Genomic DNA, 22,362 nt, shown 5'->3' on the forward strand with positions numbered 1-22,362 from the left:
CCATCCATATCTTATATATATGGCATCTCAAGTTCCATCTTAACAAAAAAGAGACCCGAATGTATCTCGGGTCCCTCAAAAATCATAAGATCGTATGTGCGATTTCCTGCGATAACATCTGCTTGATTGAATTATCCTGATCAAGGACCGCGACTTTCGGAACATGTGATGAGATTTCTTCGTTCGTCAACTGCGCATAGGCCATGATGATGACTTCATCTCCGATCTGGAAATGACGGGCAGCTGCTCCGTTCAAACAAATCACGCCAGAACCGCGGGCACCCTTGATCGCATACGTCTCAATCCGTGCGCCGTTTTGATTATTCGTCACTTGGACTTTCTCATTTTCGAGAATCCCGACCGCATCGAGCAAATCCTCGTCAATCGTAATCGAGCCGACGTAATGGAGATTTGCTTCCGTGACACGGGCTTTGTGTAATTTTGCATGCATGAATGTGCGTAACATAATCATGCTCCTCTCGTATATAGTAAGTTATCAATCAACCGGGCCGATGCAAATTGAACGGCAACCGCCAGTAAAATCGTTTCCGTTGTCGCTTCAACCGGTCCGAGCGTCGGATAGGCGACGGCTTCCACATAATCAATCGTCGTTCCTTCAAATTGAAGGGACGTACGGGTTTGTGCAAGAACGGTTTCAAGTGGTTTCCCGGAGTCGAGCGCTTGTTTTGCTTCCTGCAATGCGTGTTGAATCCCCGGCGCTTGCTTGCGTTCTGCTTCCGACAGATAGACGTTACGCGACGATTTCGCCAGTCCATCCGCTTCGCGAATGATCGGACACCGCTTGATTTCGACCGGGACGAAGTAATCTGTGACGTATCCTTCAATCAATGCCAATTGTTGTGCATCCTTTAATCCGAAATAGGCACGCGTCGGTTGGACAATATTAAACAATTTACTGACGACCGTTAAGACCCCGTCAAAATGTCCCGGACGTGATGCGCCACATAAGACGTCATCACCCGAACGAACAGTAACCCGCGCCATATCGAGCGGATACATGACATCATTCGTCGGATAAAAGAGGTAATCGACACCTGCTGCTTGCGCCAGTTGTTGATCGCGCTGTTCATCGCGCGGATAACGGTCTAGATCTTCGTTTGGACCGAATTGGGTCGGATTGACAAAGATACTCAAGACAACGATATCGTTTTCCTGACGTGCCTGATTCAATAATGAGGCATGTCCTTCGTGCAAGAACCCCATCGTCGGAACGAATCCGATCGATGTTTGTCCTGCCAACGCTTCCCGCAGTTGTTCAACACTCTGCATGATTTTCATTCTTTTGATCCTCCATATAACGCCCCGATCAATTCTTCATCCATCATAAAGGAATGGGCGAGTTCAGGGAAAGTTCCGTTTTTGACTTCTTGGACATACTGCGCAATCGCTTCCGTACCTGATGTGTTCCAATCCGTGTACGCTTTGACGAATTTCGGAAGCCGGCCGACACCGTACGTCAAAAGATCATGATAAACCAATACTTGACCCGCAACATCCGCCCCTGCACCAATCCCGATGACAGGAATCTTCAGGAGTTCCTGAACACGTTTTGCGAGGGGATGCGGTACACATTCGAGGACGAGCATCTTCGCTCCGGCTTGTTCTGCTGCCAAACTGTCGGCAATCAACTGTTCCGCTGCTTCAAGCGATTTCCCTTGGACTTTAAACCCTTCGAGCACCCCGACAGATTGTGGTGTCAGTCCTAAGTGCGCGACACACGGCATCCCGGCATCGGTAAGACGGCGGATTGTCGTCAAGATGTCTCCGGCCCCTTCAAGTTTCAGGGCGTCTGCTCCGCTTTCTTGGAAAATACGGGCTGCTGCTTCAAGCGTCCGGTCAAACGAACCATGGTAACTGGCAAACGGCATGTCGACGACCATGAATGTCGCCGGCGCCCCGCGCCGAACGGCTTTCGCATGATGGACCATATCGTCTACGGTCACGGCAATCGTCGAATCATAGCCGAGAATGACGTTCCCGAGTGAATCACCGACAAGTAGCAAATCGACCTGTCCGGCTTCTGCCAGTTTGGCTGACGGATAATCGTATGCCGTCAGCATGACGAGTTTTTCGCCCGCCTGTTGTTTTTTTAATAAAGGTGTCATCGTGTGCATGTGTGTTCTCTCCTTCGTAGTTTAGAGAAGACAAAAGGAAACGCCTTCCTTCCTAAAATAATCCATAGGAAAGAAGGCGTGGATAAGTGCAATATCATCCTTCTGTCCCTGTCCGAGTAGGATCAAGGCAGTCAAATAAACGTTATGAATAAAAGCCTCTAACCGGTATGACTCCAAATGGCTATCATCCTCGCATTCATTATACATGATTCAAAAAGCAGACTGCAAACGTCCGAGCTTACATTTCCGTCCAGTAAATCAATTCGGCGGAATGAAATGTTGTCAGGCCCGTCTCTGTTTCGATCTGCAAAGTACCATCCGTCCGAATTCCACGTAAGATTCCGGTCACGGTTTCTTGCCGTGTGCGTAACGTTACTAGATCGTTCAACCGGTCGGCATGTCTCTCCCACGCCGGAACAAATGATGCGAATCCGTCCGTCAACCACTTCCGGTACATCGGCTCAAACGTATTTAAAAACAACGCGACGATTTCAGCGCGGGCAATTGATTTCCCTGTCGCTATTTTTAATGATGTCGCCCGGTCTGACAATACTTCCGAAAACTGTTCGTGATGAACGTTGATACCGATTCCGATGATGACGGAATTAATACGATCCGCTTCCGTTTGCATTTCTGTCAAGATACCGGCTACTTTTCGTCCACCGATCAGCAAATCGTTCGGCCATTTAATCGTCGCCGGAACATCGAGCGTCCGGAACGTCTCAGCTAAGGCGATACCGGCAAGTAATGTCAATTGACCGGCTTGGTGAAGCGGTGTTGCCGGTCGCAAAATCAAACTCATCGCAATGCCCGCTCCCCGCGTCTCATACCACGTGCGTCCGAGTTGCCCCCGACCGCCGGTTTGAAAGTCACAGACAATCAGTGAGCCTTCGTTTGCTTCTTGCTGAGCTTGTTCATGGGCAATGCGTTGCGTCGTTTCTGTCTGTTCGAGATGGATGATCTGTTGTCCAAGCGCCTGCGTCCGCAAATGTTGTTGAATCGCAAGCGGGGTCAACCGGTCACCTTGATCGGCTAAATGATAGCCTGTTTTTTTATTCGCTTCAATGATGTATCCGGCTTCTTTTAATGCCGCAATTTGTTTCCAAATGGCGGTACGTGAAATATTTAAATGATCAGCCAACTCTTGTCCCGATATCCAGTCGGTCTGCATCAGTGCGTGGAGGACTCGGTCCCGTGTTGATTTTTCCAACTCTTCACTTCCTTTAACAGAATCTCGCGTTGATTGTCCAGTTGGCGGTGTACGACTTGTCGCTCCAGGTGATGAAGCGCTTCTTTAATCTGGTTTTTTTGCAACCCGAGCTCGATCATGTCACGCCCGTTGACCGTCAAGTCTTGCAGACGACGGATCGGCAAGGACATCCGCCCTTCATGTCGGCGCCCTGTCATCTCGTTCAAATGTTCCAACTCTTCGTCCGATAGCCGGTAACGTTGCCAATCGGATAACGTCGCTTCCTGAACAAGCGGAGCCAGTGTCTTCGCACGCCCTTCCTGTTTTTTCGAACGTTTCCAGGCCCTTAACGATTCCGGTCGGAGTCCTGCGACTAAGACGAGTGTCCAGACGTCATCTGACGATACACCATTAAACGGGAACGTCATCAACTGCTTGATGATCGTCTCGTTCAGATCGGGCATATACTGCTGGATTCCGGTTCGGAGCATCGCCGCTAAGGCCGCTTCACGTCCGGGACCTAACAACAGTTTTTCGAACTCAATCGCAATGCGCTCAACGGCAACCGATTGAAGATGCTGTTTTTGGTTTTTGATCGCCAGTTCCGTCTCCTGGTCGAGCATAAATTCCAACTGGCTCATGAATCGAAATGCCCGGATCATCCGCAGGGCATCTTCATTAAAGCGTTCTTCCGCTCGACCGACCGTCCGGACGACTTTTGCTGCCAAGTCGTCTTGACCGCCAAACAGATCCACGAGTCCGGTCGGCTTCGATGCCATCGCATTGATTGTAAAGTCACGACGCGTCAAGTCTTCTTCCAAGCTGACACCGAGCGTCACTTCATCCGGACGCCGGCGGTCACTGTACGTGCTTTCCGAACGAAATGTCGTCACTTCAAACGGGACATGATCGAGGACAACCGTGACCGTGCCATGATCGAGTCCGGTCGGAATCACGACCGGAAAGAGGTGCATGACTGCTTCCGGAAGAAGCGAAGTGGCCAGGTCATAATCTCCGGGTTCCCGTTTGAGCAACATATCCCGGACCGCTCCACCGACGATATAAGCTTCGCCGCCCGCCTCTTCAATCGTTCGAATGATCTGATTGGCGTAGTCAAGCATTTTCATAGCGTGCACACACCCGTTCATACAGCAGTTCGTAGGCACGAACGACTTGATTGGAATCAAACCGTCTCCGGGTATCGCGAATCCCTTCCTCTGCCAATTCTTCCCGCAGTGTCGCATCATCCGCCAACTGTCCAATCCGGTCCGCTGCGGCCTTGACATCATACGTCGGTACGATGAATCCCGTTTTCCTGTCTTGAATCACTTCCGGCAATCCACCGGCACTCGAGACGACACTCGGCACACCGACAGCCATTGCCTCGAGGACGACAAGTCCGAATGCTTCTTTTTCCGACAACAGTAAATGAATATCACTGATCGCCAGCAACTGGGCGACATGCTCCTGTTTGCCGGCAAAAATAATTTTGTCGTAAATCCCCAGTTCCTTTGCCCGGCGTCGCGTCTGCCCCATTTCCGGACCGTCTCCGACCAATAACAAGCGCATGGCACGATCCTTTGAAGCAATCGCAAAGGCAGCGATTGTATCATCGATTCGTTTGACCGGTCGGAAATTCGAAATATGGATGACAACGACCTCATCCGGTTCGATGCCGTAGTGGCGTTTCAATCGTTCATCCCGCATCGGATAATACATACTTTCATCAATTGAGTTCGGGATGACTTCAATCGTATACTGTCCGTTTAATGTCATGTTTGTTTCAAGCGCCAGACTTTCGGAAACTGCCGTGACGGCATCCGAACTTTCGATGCCGTACCGGATCGCCGGTTGCATCTCTAAATCCTGTCCAATGACGGTAATATCCGTCCCGTGTAAAGTCGTTACGACAGCCACACCCTTTTTCTTCGCCATGTTTCGCCCGAGCTCCGCACAAACGGCATGCGGCACAGCGTAATGGGCATGAATGACATCAAGATCAAACAAGTCAATGACTTCCGCTACTTTCGACGCCAGCGTGATGTCGTACGGTGGATATTTAAAAACCGAATATTGATTCACCTCGACGAGATGGACGGTAATGTTCGGCCGGTACTCCGTCAGTCGAAACGGAATGCTCGATGTGATGAAGTGTACATCGTGTCCCCGGTCTGCTAATTTCATGCCGAGTTCCGTCGCTACGACACCACTGCCACCGACCGATGGATAACAGAGAATCCCAATCGCTTTTTTCATATCTAGTTCACTCTCTCTTCATTAAGTAATGTCCTGTCCCCTGCTCATTGTAATCAAATTGCCGACTAAAAACTACATCTGCCACTTTTCAAGTGATTTTCATCAGAAAAGCTAGTCTTTTTTGACGTCTGCCGTTACCCTAGAGAAAGAGTCATGTCAGAGAGGAGCAATCAGATGGCACCCCCATTTCAGTTTCCGATTCGTATTCAAAATATCATTTGGATTTTGATCGGATCATTTATTTTCGCTTTTGGTATCTATCATTTTAACGTGCAGAACGAGTTGGCCGAGGGAGGATTTACAGGGATCACCTTGATTTTAAAAGGATTATTCGGGTTTTCCCCATCTGTCACGAACTTGTTGCTCAACATTCCATTATTCTTCGTCAGTTATAAATTGCTCGGGCGGACGACGTTCGTCTATACGTTGATTGGGACGTTCAGTTTTTCAATTTGGTATGGATTGATTGCCAAATACTCACCGCTTGAAATTTTCTTGAAAGATGATATGGTCCTCGCGGCTTTATTTGCCGGTGTCTTTATCGGTGTCGGTCTCGGCATCATCTTCAATAACGGCGGCACGACCGGTGGTGTCGATATCATCGCCCGCTTAACAAAACGGTATTTCGGCTGGTCGATCGGCCGGACATTCATGGTCTTCGACTTTTTTGTCATTATCGCATCACTGAGCTATCTCGATTACAAACAGGCGATGTACACGTTACTTGCCGTCTATGTCGGTGCTCGCGTCATTGACTGGATGCAAGAAGGGACGTATGCCGGAAAAGCCGCGATGATCATCAGTGATCAACGAACGGAAATCGCGGATGGTATTCATGCGACGATGAATCGTGGGACGACTCGCTTGATCGCCAAGGGCGGGTATTCAGGACGCGACTTGGAAGTACTGTACGTCGTCGTCGCCCGAAATGAAATCACACGATTGAAGACACTTGTCAAATCAGTCGATCAACATGCCTTCATCACCCTGCATGACGTTTATGAAGTGACCGGAGAAGGATTCACCTTCGATGAAAACCGAATTCCGATCAAAGAAACGTGATTGGGCAGCATACAAAAAAAAGACGAAAAATCCGATTGGATTCCTCGTCTTTTTATTTACCTGTTTTTAATCATCACTTGACGGTGCAAAGACAATCAATGCTAAGCGAATAAACTCAGCAACCGCAACGAGCGTCGCAGCGACATATGTCCAAGCCGCTGCATTCAGGACACGGCGCGAACCGCGTTCTTCTTCTGCATCGATGATTCCATGTTCCGTTAACTGGACCATCGCCCGTTTTGAAGCATCAAACTCAACCGGCAACGTCACGAGTTGGAAGATGACTGCTCCGAGCATCAAGATGACTCCAAGCATCGCCAGTCCACTCATACCCGCCAAGAAACCGATCAATAGTAACGGGAATGACAAGTTAGACGTAATCGAAGCCACCGGAGCAATCCGGTGACGGACCCGCATCATTCCGTAATCCGTCGCATCTTGGATGACGTGGCCGATTTCGTGTGCCGCGATCGAAACCGCTGATACCGTCGAACCGTAATAGACATCTTCCGACAGGCGGACGACCTTGTTCGTTGGGTCGTAATGATCGGACATCGTTCCGCCAATCGGCTCAAGACGAACATCGGTAATCCCGTTTTGCTTCATGATGAAGTCTGCGACCTGCGCTCCCGTCACTCCACTGTGAATCGGAACTTCCTGATATTTTTTGTACGTCTTTCTGACACGCATCTGTGCCCAAATCGGCACGATGATGATGATTGCCAGATAGATTAAATAGTTCGCCATATCGTCGCTTCCTTTCATAAAAAAAGATTATAGTCTTATTTTATGTTCAAGCGAACTTATTGTCAATCGAATCGCGTGCGACAAACCAATATCCCATCAAAAGACATAATCCGGTCAACCAAAACGAACCGTATCCGATCCACTGGATATGTTCGGCAAGTGCCGGATACCGCGGCCACTGTCCGAGCACATAATCCACAACATCGTTATGAATGACCCAAATTGAGACGAGAACCAGTTCCTTGATCCGAAACGTCATGACAGGCGCATACAAGAGTGCCTGAAATGCCATCGCACCATGTGAAACCATCAGCATCAAAGCCATCGCGGTCAAAAAGGAATCATCCGTCCCGAGTTCCTGTAACATCAACGCATTCATGACGACTGCCCAAACCCCGTATTTAATCAAGGTGACGAAAGCAAGGGCTTCAAATAAACGCGATCGTCGATTGAAAATCCATAAAAAGACGATAATCGTAAAAAAGAGCGAGGCTGTCGGGCTATCCGGAATGAACGGATAATAGTACCATTTCGACTGCGCGAGTTGCGGCTGATACCAGTAATAGCCGTATAATGTTCCGCCCAGATTGATCAATGCAAGCGGCCAAAGCACAGCTTTATGTTTTAAAATATGAATGAACGGCATATATCGTCACCTCATGATAGACAAAAACCGGAGGAAAATTCCCCCGGCCGGTTGTCTTATTTATTGTTTTCTCCGCCTTCACCGTATGATGCGATGAATTTAGCAAGTTCTTTATGATCTGCTTCTGAACCTTTGAACTGTCCAGCAGGCATCGAACCGATACCTTTAACTGCGATATCATAAATCTCTTTTTCTGTCTTCTTCGTCCCGACGAGGGCTGGAGCTGCTGCGCCGCCTTCGAGGTTCTTACCATGACAGTTGACGCATGATTGATTCGAGTAAATCTCGAAACCTTTTGCTGCTGTATCGATTTTTGGACCTTCGTTCATTGTCAACTCACCTTGTTTATGGATAGTATCCCAGTGTGTTGTCTGAACTGATTCCCATGTCAAGAAGACGATCGATACGATCGCAAGTAACATCATGCTGACCGCGATCGGACGTTTTGCCGGGCGACGTTCGAGTCCTTGATCGAGCCAAGGCGCAACTAACAGTGCCGTAAACGCAAGCCCTGGAAGGATGACGGTACCCATCAAAATGTACGGACCAGCCGCAAATTGATATTTCAAGAGCTGATAGAGGAATAAGAAGTACCAGTCCGGAAGTGGAATGTACGACGTATTCGTCGGGTCAGCGATATTTTGAAGCGGTGCTGCTTCAACGATAGTCAATGTCATGAAGCCGATCAGGAAGACCGCTCCTACCATCCATTCGCGAAGCAAGAAGTTTGGCCAGAACGCTTCCGTCCGACCTGGATACTCCGAATAGTCTTTTGACTTATTCGGCATCCGGTTGTTGATCGACACCCGTGAATCGGTGACGAATTTCATTCCTTTACCACGATGCATCGTGTTCTCCCCCTTTTAGTTGTCTAATGATAAGTGTCGGTTTAAAGTGGTCCAGAGATCCCTTGTTTACGGATCATCATGAAGTGGGCCCCGAGCAAGACGAACAATGCTGCAGGAAGGAAGAAGACGTGAATCGCAAAGAATCGAGCGATTGTGCTTGCACCGACGATTTCCCCACCCGCCAGGAGTGTTTTCGCGATACCACCGATGACAGGAATACTTTCCGCAATTTGAATCGTAACTTTCGTTGCGAACAATGCTTTCATATCCCATGGCAACAGATATCCTGTCAGACCAAGTGCTAAGACAACGAAGAATAACAGTACGCCGACAACCCAGTTCAATTCACGTGGTTTTTTGTATGAACCTGTGAAGAAGACACGTAATGTATGTAGGAACAACATTACGATGACGACCGATGCACCCCAGTGGTGCATACCACGGACGATTTGACCGTGCGCTACTTCATTTTGAAGATAGTACACGGACGCATGCGCATTGATGATGTCTGGTACGTAATACATTGTCAAGAACATCCCTGAAAGAATCTGGATGACAATCGTGAAGAATGTCAACCCGCCAAAACAATAAACGAATGCTGAGAAGTTATGGGCCGGGTTAACGTGTTCTGGAACTTCATGATCGGCGATATCTCGCCAAAGTGGCGTAATATCAACGCGCTCATCAATCCAATCATAAATTTTTTGCATCATCGCTTACGCACCTCTTTCGACTGGTTTACCTAGGTAAAGGAAACCATCTTTCTCTTGCTTTTCATATTCATCAAGCGGTTTCGTCGGAGGCGTACCTGGTACGTTAACGCCATCTTTCGTATACCGGCCGAAGTGACATGGGCAATAGAATTGTTCTGGGTGCGTCGGATCCGCTCCAAAACTGACCTGGCATCCTAAGTGTTTACAGATCGGTGATAGGGCCAATACTTCGCCTTTATCGTTTTTAAACACCCACGCAGATAACGTTTCTTCAAACTCATACCACGCATCCTGTGTCTGTTTTTTGAAGTCGACCCGTTTTGGTTCTGTCGTGATGTCCGACAACTTCATTACTTTTACTTTATCGCCTGCTCCTGATTTCTTCAGGACTGGGTCAACTGCGAAGTTGACCATCGGCATGACCATCGTCGCCGCCATAAAGCCGCCGACTCCAGTCAATGTATACGTCAAGAATTGACGACGTGTTACGTTAGACCCGTTTTGAGCCATCTCGATCCCCCCTCGTGATGTACGCTGTGCCCCAAGACCACAGTACTTCACACAAATTTCTCACATGGTAATAGTATCTTAATAAAATCATTGCGTCAACCGCTTCATAGCGCGGTCCAGCGGTTTCCTAACTGCTCTAAGACTTGCCCGACAAAATTCCCGACCATCTGACCTTGTTGATCGCGACTCATCGTCTCAAGCGATAAACGTGGGACATAAATGATGTCCGTGACCGATGTCTCTTTCCACCGTAAATCGGCAGTAATGAACGTTACAAATCGAAACTGCTCTGAAGATGCGGCCTGCTCCCAACTGGTGAGCTGGTCAATGGACGGTTCACCAATATATGTCATTGGCGGAACAAGCATCGCCCGTCCCGACAATTGCCGTTCGACTTCCGTCGCGACAGTCATTGTCATATCTGCACATTCCGAGAAAGCATGCATCGCTTCGTCGAATCCGACGGGAATCAATGGGACAATCAACGTATCGATATACGCTTGTTCGTTTCTCGTCCTTTGAACATCGGATGGTTTGAAACGCAAGTCATTCCCCCCTTTCCTGTTCACTTACATTTCGTCACATTTAATGTATCATATCCGCTTTTGGAACTGCTTCTTTAATGTGAACGTTTTATGAAATTAGCTACAATTTTTCTTCATATTTTCCCCTTAGTTTCGATTTCGAAAAAAAGCCTTCCTTCGGTTCAGTCGAAGGAAGGCAAACGACTCGATTTTCCGATCAAAGTTGACTGCGAATAATCCGCAATTCGTCCGAAAGCGATTGGAAACGATTTTTATCCCGGGCGTCGAGCGCCTCGTCAATCAATCGGACCAAACGTTCTTCTTCTTGACGGTTGACGGTCGCCGCAATGAAATTCATTGCCGCATCTGCCAATTTCGGTTCAACGGCCACTTCCGGTCGAAAAGGATTTTCCTCTAACAGCGAGAGGTACTCGTCATCCATCATCATTCCTTGAAAGTTTAACTCGATATAGATCGGCTCATCGGTCAAACGAATATCATGATAGGCTTTTTCCGGATCGGTCGTCTTGACCTCTCCTTTTTTAAAGAGAAAAGGGTCTGCATCAAATCCATAGGTCGTAATGATTATTGCCTTGGGCGCAAACATGGCATTTTGAACAAAATGAACCTGTTCGAGCTTCGAATCGTTTCGAAGCCAATAATCGATGATCCACTTTGATTCCCGACGTTTCAACGTATAATAGGTCAAGATGCGGCGCAAGAAACGCTGCTTTCTCTCTGTCATCTTAATCCTACTCCCTTCTCCAGTGAAATCATCCATCCATTCGTTCGACATAGTCGACTAAATCGGCATCTTCCGGTGTCAGATTGGCTGCCCGGCGTAATAAGACCAGTCCTTCGTCGCGGCGCCCTTCTTCTACGAGAGCATATCCGTACTCTTTTAAGAATAATGCATCATCTGCAAAAGCAGCTTCCACTTGCGCATATTTCTCCATCGCCTGCGTATATTCTTCAAGCGCGTATAACGACCGGGCGCGATACCACGTTAAGATCGGTGCCGTCACATGTTCTTCGATGGCGGAAATCGTCTCGAGCGTCGCGTCATGATCTTCGTCTTCTGCGAGTAAGGCCAACAGCCGTTCGGCTGCGACAAGGGATTCTGGGTTGAGGGCCAATGCTTCACGTAACGCTTTGACACTGCCTTCCCGATCACCAAGTTTCAAGAGGAACAAGGCTTCCATCGTCCGTAACTCGTCGTTGTAATCATCACGTTCGATTCCTTGCTTGATGACATTGAGCGCTTCTTTCGTCAAGCCGAGTTCCGACTGACTTTCCGCGTATGGAACATAGGCCGACGTATAGTCGGGATCCTGCGCAATCAGTTGCTGGAATGTCTCGACCGCTTTTTGGTGTTGTCCGACCCGGTGGGCCGTCATGGCGAGACCGAATAACGTATGCAGATCCGAGCGCTCGGCAACCGCGCGTTCATATAGTGGAATCGCTTCTTCAAACTCACCGATCATCGCCAGTGATTCCGCATAGAGGGCATCAAGCGGTAACTCTTCGCGTAAGAGCGGATCGGCCGCGATTTCCGCAAACAAAGGAACGGCTTGATCAAAAGCACCGAGTGTCATATAGAGTTCCGCCAGTCCATACGCCAGCAATGGTTCGTTTGGGGCCAAGTCACGCGCTTGTTTTAATTTAGCTAACGCTACTTCATCGAGCCCTTGGGACTGATACAGGTCAGCCAGCAAAACCAATGTCCGGGGACCATTCTCAATATCCGTCACATCGACCTGCTCAAGCACAGTGATGGCCTCTTCTTCTCGGTCCAAATCGATGTAACATTCTGCAAGTAATAAAGCTACACCGGCATTTCCCGAATAATCGACATACAAAGGTGCCAGTAAATCGACTGCCCGATCGGATAAGCCCAATTCGATATACAAATCGGCGACTGCTAAACGATCTTCATCCGTCCCGGTTTTTTCGAGCTGTTCGAGCGCCGTTAATGCTTCTGACGTGTGACCATGTTCGAGACTTTCGACGATCTCTTTTAATACGTTTTCGTTCAAGGCAAACGCCTCACTTTCCTCTATTTCACTGTTCGCGATCTTTTTCAGGGATTCGTTTGTTGCAGTGTCTTTAAATCATCATAAAACGTTGGATAGCTGACTTCAACTACTTCATTCCCAAGGACTTGAATTTCCGGCTGTAATGTCGAGGCAATCGTCAACATCATGGCCAGACGATGGTCTCCCGCACTGTCGACCGTCGCTCCTGTGAGTGGTGTCGGTCCATCAATAATCATGCCGTCTTCCGTTGCTTCAATCGTTGCCCCGATTTTTTGAAGGGTCGATACGACCGTCTCAATTCGATCCGTCTCTTTGACACGCAGTTCTGCTGCATCCCGGATGACTGTCCGCCCTTCTGCTTGCGTCGCCAGCAAAGCAAGCAACGGGATTTCATCAATTAACGAAGGAATTTGCTCCCCTTCGATGGCTACTGCCTGCAAGTGAGTCGTCGTCAGGGTTACGTCCGCAGTCTCTTCTCCCGCCGTTTCACGGCGATTTGTAATTTCGACACTGGCACCCATCTGGCGTAACACTTGCAAAAATCCAGTCCGGGTCGGATTCATCAAGACGTGTTCCGTCGTGATTCGGCTATCGTCTCCTAAGGCCGCTGCTGCCCACCAAAAAGCCGCAGAAGAAGGGTCACCCGGAACATCGATCGTCGTTGCCTTTAGTCGGACCGGTCCTTGCAGACGAATCTGTCGGCCTTGTTCCAGTTCTTGAATCGTCAGATCTGCTCCGAATTTCGGTAACATCCGTTCCGTATGATCCCGCGATAAAATCGGTTCGACGACTGTCGTCTCTCCTGTTGCAAACAATCCGGCCAATAACACCGCACTTTTGACTTGAGCGCTCGCTACCGGCAATGTGTAGGTCGTGCCGACAAGCGGTTGACCATGAATCGTCAGCGGGGCATATGTGCCCTCAATGTCCGCTCCAAGTGTCGCAAGCGGAACAGTCACCCGGTCCATCGGCCGTCGCTGTAGCGAAGCATCTCCTGTTAAAATGTATGTTTCCTGTCCGCCGGCCAAAATCCCGCTCAACAAACGAATTGTCGTTCCTGAATTGCCGCAGTCAATCGTTGCCGCCTTCAGAGTAGCGGTACCGGTAATCCGAATGTCTTGTTCCGTCCGGTGAATTTGTGCCCCGAGTGCCTCGACTGCTGCGAGTGATGCCAGACAGTCTGCTCCTAGCAAGGCGTTTGAAATCACGGTTGTCCCCTCTGCGATTCCGCCCATCAAAAATGCACGATGGGTCATTGATTTATCGCCTGGTACGCGTACTGTCCCTTTTAACCCCACTTTAAACACCTCACTGTTTGATCGTATGCTTCTTCTAGACGTTTCCGGTTGATTGCTTCTAAGCCAAATCCGTCTTGACCTTGTAAGACAAATCGAATCGACGCATCATTTTTTTTATCCCGTTTCATCAACTCCAAGTATCTTTCAAACGGTTGACGTTCCGGTAATACGACACCGATTCGACCAATCAGTTCCACCAGCTGACGGGCTTGACGCTCATTTCCTTCGAGTAACGATACAAAGACCAGTCCAATTCCGACCGCTTCTCCGTGGGAAAGATCTGCACTCGCATATTCAACCGCATGGCCAAACGTATGTCCATAATTTAAAAAGGCGCGGATGCCCGCCTCACGTTCATCCTGCTCGACGATATGTTGTTTCACTTTAATCCCGGCTGAAATCCAGTCTCCCAGCGCTAACTGTTTGATATCTGCCAATTCAAGTCCGATCAAATCTTCAGCAAATGTCGGACGCGCCAATAATCCGTGCTTCAATAATTCAAAAAAACCGCTTCTCCATTCGCGGTCAGGCAATGTTTGTAAAAAGGCGGGATCGTACAAAACAGCAGAAGGCTGATAAAAAGCACCTACTAAGTTCTTACCCCAACGTAAGTTTAATCCAACCTTTCCCCCGACACTCGAATCGTGAGCAAGCAGGGTCGTCGGGATTTGGATAAACGGAACTCCGCGCAGGAAAGTCGCCGCGACGAATCCGGCCAAGTCACCAATCATGCCGCCTCCGACTGCAAGGATCATCGTCTTACGGGTTGCTCCCTGCTCAATTCCCTCTTCCAATAACCGTTGATAGACAGATAATGATTTGCTGTCTTCTCCCGGCTCGACGATACTGACAGATTGATGTGTCAATGGAAAACAGCTTTCGAGCTGACTTCGAATCGACACCATGTGCAAATCCGCTACGGTCTGATCCGTAATGATCCAAAACTGATCTGCTTCTTGCGCTTGTTTGATTTCACGAATATGATGGATAGCCTTCGTTTCGACATAGACCGGATAAGGACGGCTTGCCTCGATGATCAGATGCGTCAAAAGAGACGCACCTCCTCCCGGTAGTCTGTAACAGCCTGCTTAAGACGACCAAGCGTCGATGTACCGAACATCTCAAGGACAGCTGCAGCAATCTCAACGGCTACGACGGCCTCAAGTACGACCGCAGCAGCCGGAACGGCACACGCGTCACTTCGTTCGATTTGGGCAACGAACGGTTCTTTTGTTTCAATGTCGACTGACTGCAGGGGACGATACAGAGTCGGTATCGGTTTCATCGCTACTTGGACCCGAATCGGCATTCCGGTCGACATACCTCCTTCGATTCCTCCCAGATGATTCGTTTTACGGAAATAACCTGTCTCATCATGCAGAATTTCATCTTGGACGGTACTGCCTTTTCGTCGAGCCAGCTCAAATCCGTCTCCGAATCCGACTGCTTTCATCGCATTGACACTGATGACAGCCCGGGCGATACGACTGTCGAGTTTCGTCTCGTTTTGCGTAAAGGAGCCGATTCCCGGCATGACACCCGTCACGACCACTTCGACTTCCCCGCCTAACGTATCTCCGTCTTTTTTGGCTTGATCAATCGCTGCCATCATTCGCTCCGCTGCCGCTTCGTCGGCACAGCGGACAGGTGATGTCTCAATCGCGTCACGATATGTTAGTGGATTGATGACATCCGCATCGACGCCACCAATCGAACGGACATGCGAGAATAAATCGATGTCGAGTTGGCTCAACAGTTGTTTGGCAATCGCACCGACAGCGACACGTGCCGCCGTTTCCCGGGCAGACGAACGTTCGAGGACATCCCGTAAATCCCGGTGCCCATACTTCAATCCGCCGACTAAATCCGCATGTCCCGGTCTTGGACGGGTTAGCGTCCGCGGACGTTCCAACTCTTCTTGCAACGGTTCTGCCTGCATGACTTGTGTCCAGTGGGTATGATCTTTATTTTCAATGAACAGGCTGATTGGTGCGCCCGTCGTATAGCCATGGCGGATTCCCCCACGGACATCTACCGCGTCCTGTTCGATCTGCATTCTCCGTCCTCGACCATAACCACCTTGGCGACGTGTCATCTCACGTTGTACTTTGTCAAAATCAATGATAAGACCAGAAGGGATTCCTTCGATGATGACCGATAATCCTTTACCGTGTGATTCACCTGCTGTCATATAACGCATGTTGCCTCATCCCCTCTTACCCTTAGATTTTTTCGTAAAAAAAGCTTTGCTTCATCTTCAGACCAAATCGTTCTGGTTGGAAAATCTGTTCTGTTCCACCGACGAATAAAATGCCGCCCGGTTTTAAGGCATCGACGAATGAACGGTAGACATGCGCCTTGGCTTCCTCTGTAAAATAAATCAAGACGTTCCGGCAGATGATCAAATCAAATCCGGTATCATATCGGTCACCCAACAAATTGTGTTTACTGAACCGAACGAGACGTCTGATTTCGGGAACGACTTCAAACTGTTGTTCTTGTTCGATGAAATACCGTTTTTTTCGTGCTTCCTCCACTTCATTTAAAGCGGATGCCCCGTAACGGCCTTGTTTCGCCTTTTCGAGAACCAGGTCATCCAAGTCCGTTGCCTGAATCGTAAATTGTGCAGGATCCATCTTTTCGTTTAAGATCATCGCTAACGAATACGGTTCCTCCCCTGTCGAACAGGCAGCACTCCAGGTCCGGATTCGTCCGTGAGCACGGGCTTGCAATACCGGCAAGATATCTTGTTCGAGTTGTTGCCACCGAATCGGATTCCGGAAAAACTCGCTGACGTTAATCGTCATGCGATCCAAAAATTCGTCATACAATGTCGCACTTTTTTCCATCGCCTGCATATAAGAAGCAAATGTACTGTATCCTTTTTTATCGCGTAGCGCTGTCAATCGTCGCTTCATCTGGGCTTCTTTATATTGTCCTAAATCAATTCCTGATTTTTTTAAGAAACGCTGGATGAAAAGCTCATAGTCCTGCATAGTCCACCTCACAAATCCTCTCTCTGTCGGGATTGTTTCTAACACACTCCCTATCTTATTTTCTATCTTAGCATAAAGCCATTTCCTTTCCAAAAAACAAAAAAAGACGATTGAGCAGTTGCTCAATCGTCTTGCCAACATTAAACGTTTAATGGTTGTCCTTGAAACCAAAGACCGAGTTCACGCTCGGCACTTTCCACACTGTCTGAACCATGAATGACATTCTCGCTCATCGTGTTCGCGAAATCGCCCCGAATCGTTCCTGGCAGTGCTTCCGTCGGTTTCGTTTTCCCGATCATCATCCGTGAAACCGTGACGACATCTTCGCCTTCAACACGAAGCGCGACGACTGGACCAGATGTCAAAAAAGTGACCAACTCTCCGAAAAATGGTTTTTCTGCGTGTTCCGCGTAATGAGCTTGAGCCAATTCTTCAGATACCTGCATCATTTTCATTTCACGAATTACAAATCCCTTACGTTCGATACGAGCGATGATTTCCCCAATCAAACCTCGTTCAACGCCATCCGGTTTTACCATTAAAAACGTTTGTTCCATTACTAGTTCCCCCTATGAAATGCAGATAAAAAAGCGCTTACATAGTAAGTTTACTGCGTAAATGGACAAGCGGCAAGAAATTTTTTACATTTTTTCAACCTTTGCGTTTTCCGACATACCGGGCGACTTCTTCCAAGGAACGTTTTGCTGACGATTTCGGCAGATGATTCAAGCGGAGAATCGCCCGTCGGATGTATAAATCAACGGTTTGTTGCGTGCGCTCCAACGCATCTGATTGTTGCAACCGGTCCAGTAAAGGAGCCACTTCTTCATGACTCGGCATCGAACGGATCTTTTGTAACTCACGAAAGAAGTCTTGATCTTCCGAAGCATAAAACACAGGCAAAGTTTTATGACCATGCCGCAAATCTTCCGCGACAGGTTTTCCGAGTTCCGTCCGCTTGGCCGTAAAATCGAGCAAATCATCTGCAATTTGGAAAGCTAGACCGATGTCACGCCCAAATTGTCGTAACGCTTTTGTATCTTCCGGTGAACAGTTCGCGACAATCGCCCCAAGGTGACAGCTGGCTTCAATCAAGATCGCCGTTTTCCGTTCAATCCGCTTGATATACCGTTTGATGGATTGTTCCCAGTCGTACTGATCGTAAATCTGCTCGATTTCGCCCTCACAGATTTCACGCATCGCATGGACCATCACTTGAACAAGTTCCGGTTTCCCGACTTCACCAATCAACTTAACTGCTTCCCCAAATAAAAAGTTACCGGAATAGAGGGCAACTTCTTCATCAAAATGTTGCATGACGGTTGGTTTTCCGCGTCGCAATTCGGCATCATCAATCACATCATCATGCACGAGCGAAGCCATGTGAACCAGTTCAAGACTGGCTGCGACTCGCACGAGTTCATCACGGTCCGCCCGACCGAATTTTGATGCCAACAGAACAAACGCAGGCCGAATCCGTTTGCCGCCTGCTTGAAGCAATTGTTGTCCGGCAGCATCGATTGTCGGATCGTTCGATGCGATGTGACTGATCAAAAATTCATCCACTAAATTCACTTCTTTTGTTACATCCCGATAAATTGAATGCAGTGACATCTCACCACTTCTTTCCGAGGTGCATTGCAGCCGCCCCACCTGCAAATGCTTTTACTTCAACTTGCATAAAACCGGCCTGTTCAAACAGTTGCTTCAGCTCGACACGATCTAAAAAGACTTCTGTTGATTCTTGTAGCCAATTGTATTGATCATAGGATTTCGCAAACAAACGACCGACTTGCGGCATGATTTTCCCGAAATATAGTGCGTATGCTTCTTTAAATAACGGTGCTGTCGGTTGGCTCGTCTCGAGACAAACGACCGTCCCGCCTGGTTTCAGGACCCGGTGCATTTCTTTAATGACTTGCAGATAATCCGGAACGTTCCGCAGCCCAAAGCCAATCGTCACGTAATCAAACGAATGGTCGCCAAACGGAAGCTCCATCGCGTTTCCATGAATCAATTCGACATTTTTCATTTCAAGCGCTTCAACTTTTTCCACGCCGACTTTCAACATGTTTTCAGAAAAATCGAGTCCTTTGATCACACCCGTCGGACCGGCTGCTTTCGCAAGTTGAATCGTCCAGTCGGCAGTTCCGCAACATAAGTCGAGACACTTTGCTCCCGGAAACACATTCATCCGCCGCATCGTTTCTTTTCTCCACAATTTATGAAGGCGGAAGCTGATGATGGAATTCATCTGATCATAATTACTTGAAATCGATTGAAACACTTCATATACTTTTTTCTCTTTTTCTTGTGTCTGCACGCAGTTCACCCTTTCGAAGATATTACGCTACTGCCATCTGTTCCAGATGAGATAATAACAGTTGTTGAGCACTTGCCTGTAAGCTTCGTGCCCGTTGACGGATTAAACGTTGTCCGTCCTCCGTCAACCAGTCTCTTCCGCTAATCGTTGCTAGTCCTTGAACCAATCCGAATTCTGCCTTTAACCACAATAAGACATACTCATCGGTCGAATCGTAGTTTTCCTCATGAAGGGCACATTTTGCTTCGTTCACATGCTGAACGGTCCGTCCGAGTGTTACGAGTGCCGTTTGGGGAAGAGAAGCCAATTCTTCGAAGAAATAGCTCGAAAACAAATCTCCGGCCAAAACCAGCAATTGTCGTTCTTTTGAACCTCTCTCGGTCTCTCCGACACGTTCATGTAACAGTAAGGCCACTTGTGCATAGTGCACACCTTTGACAAGTGATTGCCAAGCCAACGTTTCATTTTGGGCGACATCGATCAACCAACTGATTTGTTCACGATTGATGAAAGGGAAATCCACATGCCGAGCCAATTGTGTTGTTTGTTTTGTAGTGAGTGCAGTGACCATTTCTTCCACGAGCAGCTCTTGATGATTCATGCTTTTACCCCCCGATCTCCAGTGCCATCTCGTTGATGGATTTTCTTCTTTTTTAATATACCATAATCAGTCCGTTTTCTCGTCTCTCAATGTCCACAAAAAAAGCCGTCCGAGGATTTCCTCGAACGACTATGTAGCCGAATTACTTAACCGCATCTTTCAATGCTTTACCTGGTTTGAAAGCCGGTACTTTGCTTGCTGGGATTTCGATATCTTCTTTTGTACGTGGGTTGCGACCTTTACGAGCTGCGCGTTCACGGACTTCGAAGTTACCAAAGCCAATCAATTGGACTTTCTCTCCAGACTGAAGTGTCTCAGTGATCGATTCGAATGTTGATTCTACAACTTTCGTCACGTCTTTTTTAGTCAGACCTGATTTTTCGACAACTGCTTGAATGAGTTCAGTTTTGTTCATTACGTTCACCCCCTCCCAATCACTTCTTCGAGGCTAATCATACCTTATAAACGTTGATATTACAACATTTTCGTTAGAATCCCCATTAATTTTCTGATTCTTCGATCGATTTCTCAGAAAACACAGGTTCGCCTTTTTTATTGATTGTGTAACTTTGGGAGTACGCAGGAACAAAAGGTTGCTCATCGTAGAGCAAATGCCGAATATCTTGGCCGACTTTCGGCTTTTTCTTCGCTGTTTCGACGGCTTTTTTAAGTTCAGGCAAGTAGTTGATAAACAACTGTCCTTGCCCGTCTACATAGATCGACAGTTTTTCGTCTGAATACGGACTCGGCACTTTTGGTTCATCTTTAATAAACAGCTTTTTGTAATCCAGCGTAAACTGATTTTTCCCGATCGAACCTTTGAAAGGATACTTGTCATTTTTCTTACGGTACGTATCAATTCGGACTTGGAGCTTTTGAAGTTCTTCTGCTACAAGCAAGTCCATCAATTTGACTGTCGGTTTTTTCTCGACGTCGACGAGTAAATAAATGAATGTACCGCCACCTTCAAAACTGTTTGGAGGCGGGTCACTCATGTATCGCGGAATCAGACGTCCCAGTTCGATTTGATAGCGTTCCATTAATGGCGTATCTGCTTCTCTTGTTTTGATTGGTAAAACTCCCGTATCCTTTTGATACGCGTCCACTGCATTTTGTACCGTCCGAATCTGTTCCGGATAAGGAACCCGATTCGACGGTTTTTGACTGTCCGGAAACAGACAACCGGATAACAACATGACCGGGACCAACATGAAAACCACCAAAAGTTTTTTCATGCGCTCGGACCTGCCATGACGATAAAGATCATGATGATCGATGCAACGATAAAACAAAGAAAAGCAATGGTCGACATCAAAAATTGCCAACCTCCGGATAATTTCGTCCGACTGATTGTGACCAATAAGACACTGATCGCAAACAAACCGATCCCGGCGAACGAAATCCACATTTTTAGTAATCCAGGACTCAAGGTTTCCACCCCACTCCGTTAATCTTTCATCGTAAACAGATGTTCAATCTCATTTTTCTGCGGACGGCGCATCAATTTCTGTACTTCTTCTGCCGGAGTATGTCCGTCGAATAAGACATGATAAAGCGCTGTCGTGATGGGTAACTCACATTGTTTCGTTTCCGCTAAATCGTAAGCAGCTTGTGTCGCCCGGACGCCCTCGACGACCATCCCCATGTTCTCAAGAACGGTTTCGAGTTTTTCGCCCCGGCCGATCGCATTTCCTGCACGCCAGTTCCGGCTGTGGACCGATGTACAGGTCACGATTAAGTCGCCCATTCCCGTCAAACCAGTGAACGTCATCGGATTTGCACCGAACAATGTTCCGAGTCGGGCAATTTCGACCATTCCACGGGTGATCAAGGCAGCTTTGGCATTATCACCGTACCCTAATCCATCTGCCATTCCGGCTGCTAAAGCAATGATGTTCTTGAATGCTCCGCCCAGTTCTGCTCCGATGATATCGGCATTCAAATAGACACGGAAGTTATCATTCGTAAACAATTCCTGCACACGTCCCGCCTCTGCCATATCAGTGGAAGCAACCGTCACAGTCGTCGGCTTCCGTAATGCGACTTCTTCCGCGTGGGATGGACCCGTCAACACACAAATTGCTGAACGTTTAGAGGCATCAATTTCCTGTTCCATCAATTCCGACAGCCGCAAATGTGTTTTAGGTTCAATCCCTTTCGAGGCATGAATCAACACGACCGGTTCCGTCAACAATTCATTCAGCTGACGCGATACAGAACGAATCGCAGAAGAGGGCGTCACAATCAAGATATGTGAGACCCCTTCAACAGCTTCGCTTAAAACAGTTGTTGCCCGAAGTGATTCCGGCAACGTCACATCTGGTAAGAACTGCGTATTTTCATGATTTTGATTAATGGCATCAACATTTTTTTGATCCCGACCATAGAGAGTGACCTCATGACCGTTATCGGCTAAAACGAGTGAGAGTGCGGTTCCCCAACTCCCGGCTCCAATGACTGCGATTTTTTTCATCATGA

Annotated in this window: 27 protein-coding genes; 1 reads left to right on the forward strand and 26 read right to left on the reverse strand. The window is 48.0% G+C overall.

Annotated elements, in window-relative coordinates; translation table 11 throughout:
* Positions 1-82 precede the first annotated feature (82 nt).
* The 6 genes from panD to bshA form a co-directional block, all read right to left on the reverse strand.
* A complete protein-coding gene (gene panD, locus HNY42_RS10675) occupies positions 83-466 on the reverse strand; it encodes an aspartate 1-decarboxylase (RefSeq protein ID WP_026828094.1) in 384 nt (127 codons plus the stop codon).
* A gap of 2 nt (positions 467-468) precedes the next feature.
* Entirely contained in the window at positions 469-1,299 is an 831-nt protein-coding gene (panC, locus tag HNY42_RS10680; RefSeq protein WP_131972539.1) for a pantoate--beta-alanine ligase, read from the reverse strand.
* Positions 1,296-2,135, reverse strand: coding sequence for a 3-methyl-2-oxobutanoate hydroxymethyltransferase (panB, locus tag HNY42_RS10685; protein ID WP_114595574.1), 840 nt, complete (start codon positions 2,133-2,135; stop codon positions 1,296-1,298). Before panB ends, panC begins: the two co-directional genes overlap by 4 nt.
* A 238-nt stretch (positions 2,136-2,373) precedes the next feature.
* Positions 2,374-3,345 (reverse strand): biotin--[acetyl-CoA-carboxylase] ligase, encoded by a 972-nt coding sequence (locus HNY42_RS10690; protein WP_188004479.1) that lies wholly within the window; start codon positions 3,343-3,345, stop codon positions 2,374-2,376.
* On the reverse strand, positions 3,306-4,451 hold the full coding sequence (locus HNY42_RS10695) for a CCA tRNA nucleotidyltransferase (RefSeq protein WP_255508324.1): 1,146 nt from the start codon (positions 4,449-4,451) through the stop codon (positions 3,306-3,308). Before HNY42_RS10695 ends, HNY42_RS10690 begins: the two co-directional genes overlap by 40 nt.
* Positions 4,438-5,580 carry an N-acetyl-alpha-D-glucosaminyl L-malate synthase BshA gene (bshA, locus tag HNY42_RS10700; protein WP_188004480.1) on the reverse strand — a complete coding sequence of 381 codons (1,143 nt, stop codon included), beginning with the start codon at positions 5,578-5,580 and terminating at the stop codon, positions 4,438-4,440. The genes HNY42_RS10695 and bshA overlap by 14 nt, the downstream gene beginning before the upstream one ends.
* 174 nt (positions 5,581-5,754) lie before the next feature.
* On the opposite strand from bshA, the gene HNY42_RS10705 reads away from it, so the two are divergent.
* Positions 5,755-6,642: a YitT family protein gene (locus tag HNY42_RS10705; protein WP_114595571.1), complete on the forward strand. Its 888-nt coding sequence runs from the start codon at positions 5,755-5,757 to the stop codon at positions 6,640-6,642.
* Positions 6,643-6,708: 66 nt separating this feature from the next.
* Here the strand turns inward: HNY42_RS10705 and HNY42_RS10710 are convergent, their stop codons facing one another.
* The 20 genes from HNY42_RS10710 to HNY42_RS10805 all read right to left on the reverse strand — a co-directional run bounded on the left by HNY42_RS10710 (position 6,709) and on the right by HNY42_RS10805 (position 22,357).
* Complete coding sequence (locus HNY42_RS10710) at positions 6,709-7,389, reverse strand: zinc metallopeptidase (protein ID WP_114595570.1); 681 nt, start codon at positions 7,387-7,389, stop codon at positions 6,709-6,711.
* 46 nt (positions 7,390-7,435) lie between these two features.
* A complete protein-coding gene (locus HNY42_RS10715; protein WP_131502533.1) occupies positions 7,436-8,035 on the reverse strand; it encodes a DUF1405 domain-containing protein in 600 nt (199 codons plus the stop codon).
* Between the two features lie 56 nt (positions 8,036-8,091).
* A complete protein-coding gene (locus HNY42_RS10720) occupies positions 8,092-8,883 on the reverse strand; it encodes a menaquinol-cytochrome c reductase cytochrome b/c subunit (RefSeq protein ID WP_188004481.1) in 792 nt (263 codons plus the stop codon).
* Between the two features lie 41 nt (positions 8,884-8,924).
* Positions 8,925-9,596, reverse strand: coding sequence for a menaquinol-cytochrome c reductase cytochrome b subunit (gene qcrB, locus HNY42_RS10725; protein WP_012370658.1), 672 nt, complete (start codon positions 9,594-9,596; stop codon positions 8,925-8,927).
* 3 nt (positions 9,597-9,599) lie between these two features.
* Entirely contained in the window at positions 9,600-10,106 is a 507-nt protein-coding gene (locus tag HNY42_RS10730; RefSeq protein WP_026828085.1) for a ubiquinol-cytochrome c reductase iron-sulfur subunit, read from the reverse strand.
* Between the two features lie 104 nt (positions 10,107-10,210).
* Entirely contained in the window at positions 10,211-10,651 is a 441-nt protein-coding gene (locus tag HNY42_RS10735) for a DUF2487 family protein (protein WP_114595567.1), read from the reverse strand.
* Between the two features lie 196 nt (positions 10,652-10,847).
* A complete protein-coding gene (locus tag HNY42_RS10740) occupies positions 10,848-11,375 on the reverse strand; it encodes a ReoY family proteolytic degradation factor (RefSeq protein WP_114595566.1) in 528 nt (175 codons plus the stop codon).
* A gap of 28 nt (positions 11,376-11,403) precedes the next feature.
* Entirely contained in the window at positions 11,404-12,666 is a 1,263-nt protein-coding gene (locus HNY42_RS10745) for a tetratricopeptide repeat protein (protein ID WP_114595565.1), read from the reverse strand.
* A 44-nt stretch (positions 12,667-12,710) separates the two neighbouring features.
* Positions 12,711-13,964 carry a 3-phosphoshikimate 1-carboxyvinyltransferase gene (gene aroA, locus HNY42_RS10750; RefSeq protein WP_188004482.1) on the reverse strand — a complete coding sequence of 418 codons (1,254 nt, stop codon included), beginning with the start codon at positions 13,962-13,964 and terminating at the stop codon, positions 12,711-12,713.
* A complete protein-coding gene (gene aroB / locus HNY42_RS10755; protein ID WP_188004483.1) occupies positions 13,955-15,013 on the reverse strand; it encodes a 3-dehydroquinate synthase in 1,059 nt (352 codons plus the stop codon). The genes aroA and aroB overlap by 10 nt, the downstream gene beginning before the upstream one ends.
* A complete protein-coding gene (gene aroC / locus HNY42_RS10760; protein ID WP_188004484.1) occupies positions 15,010-16,164 on the reverse strand; it encodes a chorismate synthase in 1,155 nt (384 codons plus the stop codon). The genes aroB and aroC overlap by 4 nt, the downstream gene beginning before the upstream one ends.
* A 22-nt stretch (positions 16,165-16,186) precedes the next feature.
* Positions 16,187-16,960 (reverse strand): CheR family methyltransferase, encoded by a 774-nt coding sequence (locus HNY42_RS10765; protein ID WP_131502538.1) that lies wholly within the window; start codon positions 16,958-16,960, stop codon positions 16,187-16,189.
* A 140-nt stretch (positions 16,961-17,100) separates the two neighbouring features.
* Positions 17,101-17,517 carry a nucleoside-diphosphate kinase gene (gene ndk, locus HNY42_RS10770; RefSeq protein ID WP_131502539.1) on the reverse strand — a complete coding sequence of 139 codons (417 nt, stop codon included), beginning with the start codon at positions 17,515-17,517 and terminating at the stop codon, positions 17,101-17,103.
* A gap of 94 nt (positions 17,518-17,611) precedes the next feature.
* Positions 17,612-18,574 carry a polyprenyl synthetase family protein gene (locus tag HNY42_RS10775; protein ID WP_131502540.1) on the reverse strand — a complete coding sequence of 321 codons (963 nt, stop codon included), beginning with the start codon at positions 18,572-18,574 and terminating at the stop codon, positions 17,612-17,614.
* Position 18,575: 1 nt separating this feature from the next.
* Positions 18,576-19,283: a demethylmenaquinone methyltransferase gene (locus tag HNY42_RS10780; RefSeq protein WP_131502541.1), complete on the reverse strand. Its 708-nt coding sequence runs from the start codon at positions 19,281-19,283 to the stop codon at positions 18,576-18,578.
* Between the two features lie 22 nt (positions 19,284-19,305).
* Positions 19,306-19,884, reverse strand: a complete 579-nt coding sequence (locus tag HNY42_RS10785; protein ID WP_188004485.1) for a heptaprenyl diphosphate synthase component 1 — start codon at positions 19,882-19,884, stop codon at positions 19,306-19,308.
* Between the two features lie 142 nt (positions 19,885-20,026).
* Positions 20,027-20,299 (reverse strand): HU family DNA-binding protein, encoded by a 273-nt coding sequence (locus HNY42_RS10790; protein WP_012370671.1) that lies wholly within the window; start codon positions 20,297-20,299, stop codon positions 20,027-20,029.
* Positions 20,300-20,384: 85 nt separating this feature from the next.
* Positions 20,385-21,119: a hypothetical protein gene (locus tag HNY42_RS10795; RefSeq protein ID WP_188004486.1), complete on the reverse strand. Its 735-nt coding sequence runs from the start codon at positions 21,117-21,119 to the stop codon at positions 20,385-20,387.
* Complete coding sequence (locus HNY42_RS10800) at positions 21,116-21,292, reverse strand: DUF2768 domain-containing protein (protein WP_131972534.1); 177 nt, start codon at positions 21,290-21,292, stop codon at positions 21,116-21,118. Before HNY42_RS10800 ends, HNY42_RS10795 begins: the two co-directional genes overlap by 4 nt.
* A 39-nt stretch (positions 21,293-21,331) precedes the next feature.
* Positions 21,332-22,357, reverse strand: coding sequence for an NAD(P)H-dependent glycerol-3-phosphate dehydrogenase (locus tag HNY42_RS10805; RefSeq protein ID WP_188005444.1), 1,026 nt, complete (start codon positions 22,355-22,357; stop codon positions 21,332-21,334).
* Between the last annotated feature and the right edge of the window lie 5 nt (positions 22,358-22,362).

Source organism: Exiguobacterium sp. Helios (assembly GCF_014524545.1).
Classification (GTDB): domain Bacteria; phylum Bacillota; class Bacilli; order Exiguobacteriales; family Exiguobacteriaceae; genus Exiguobacterium_A.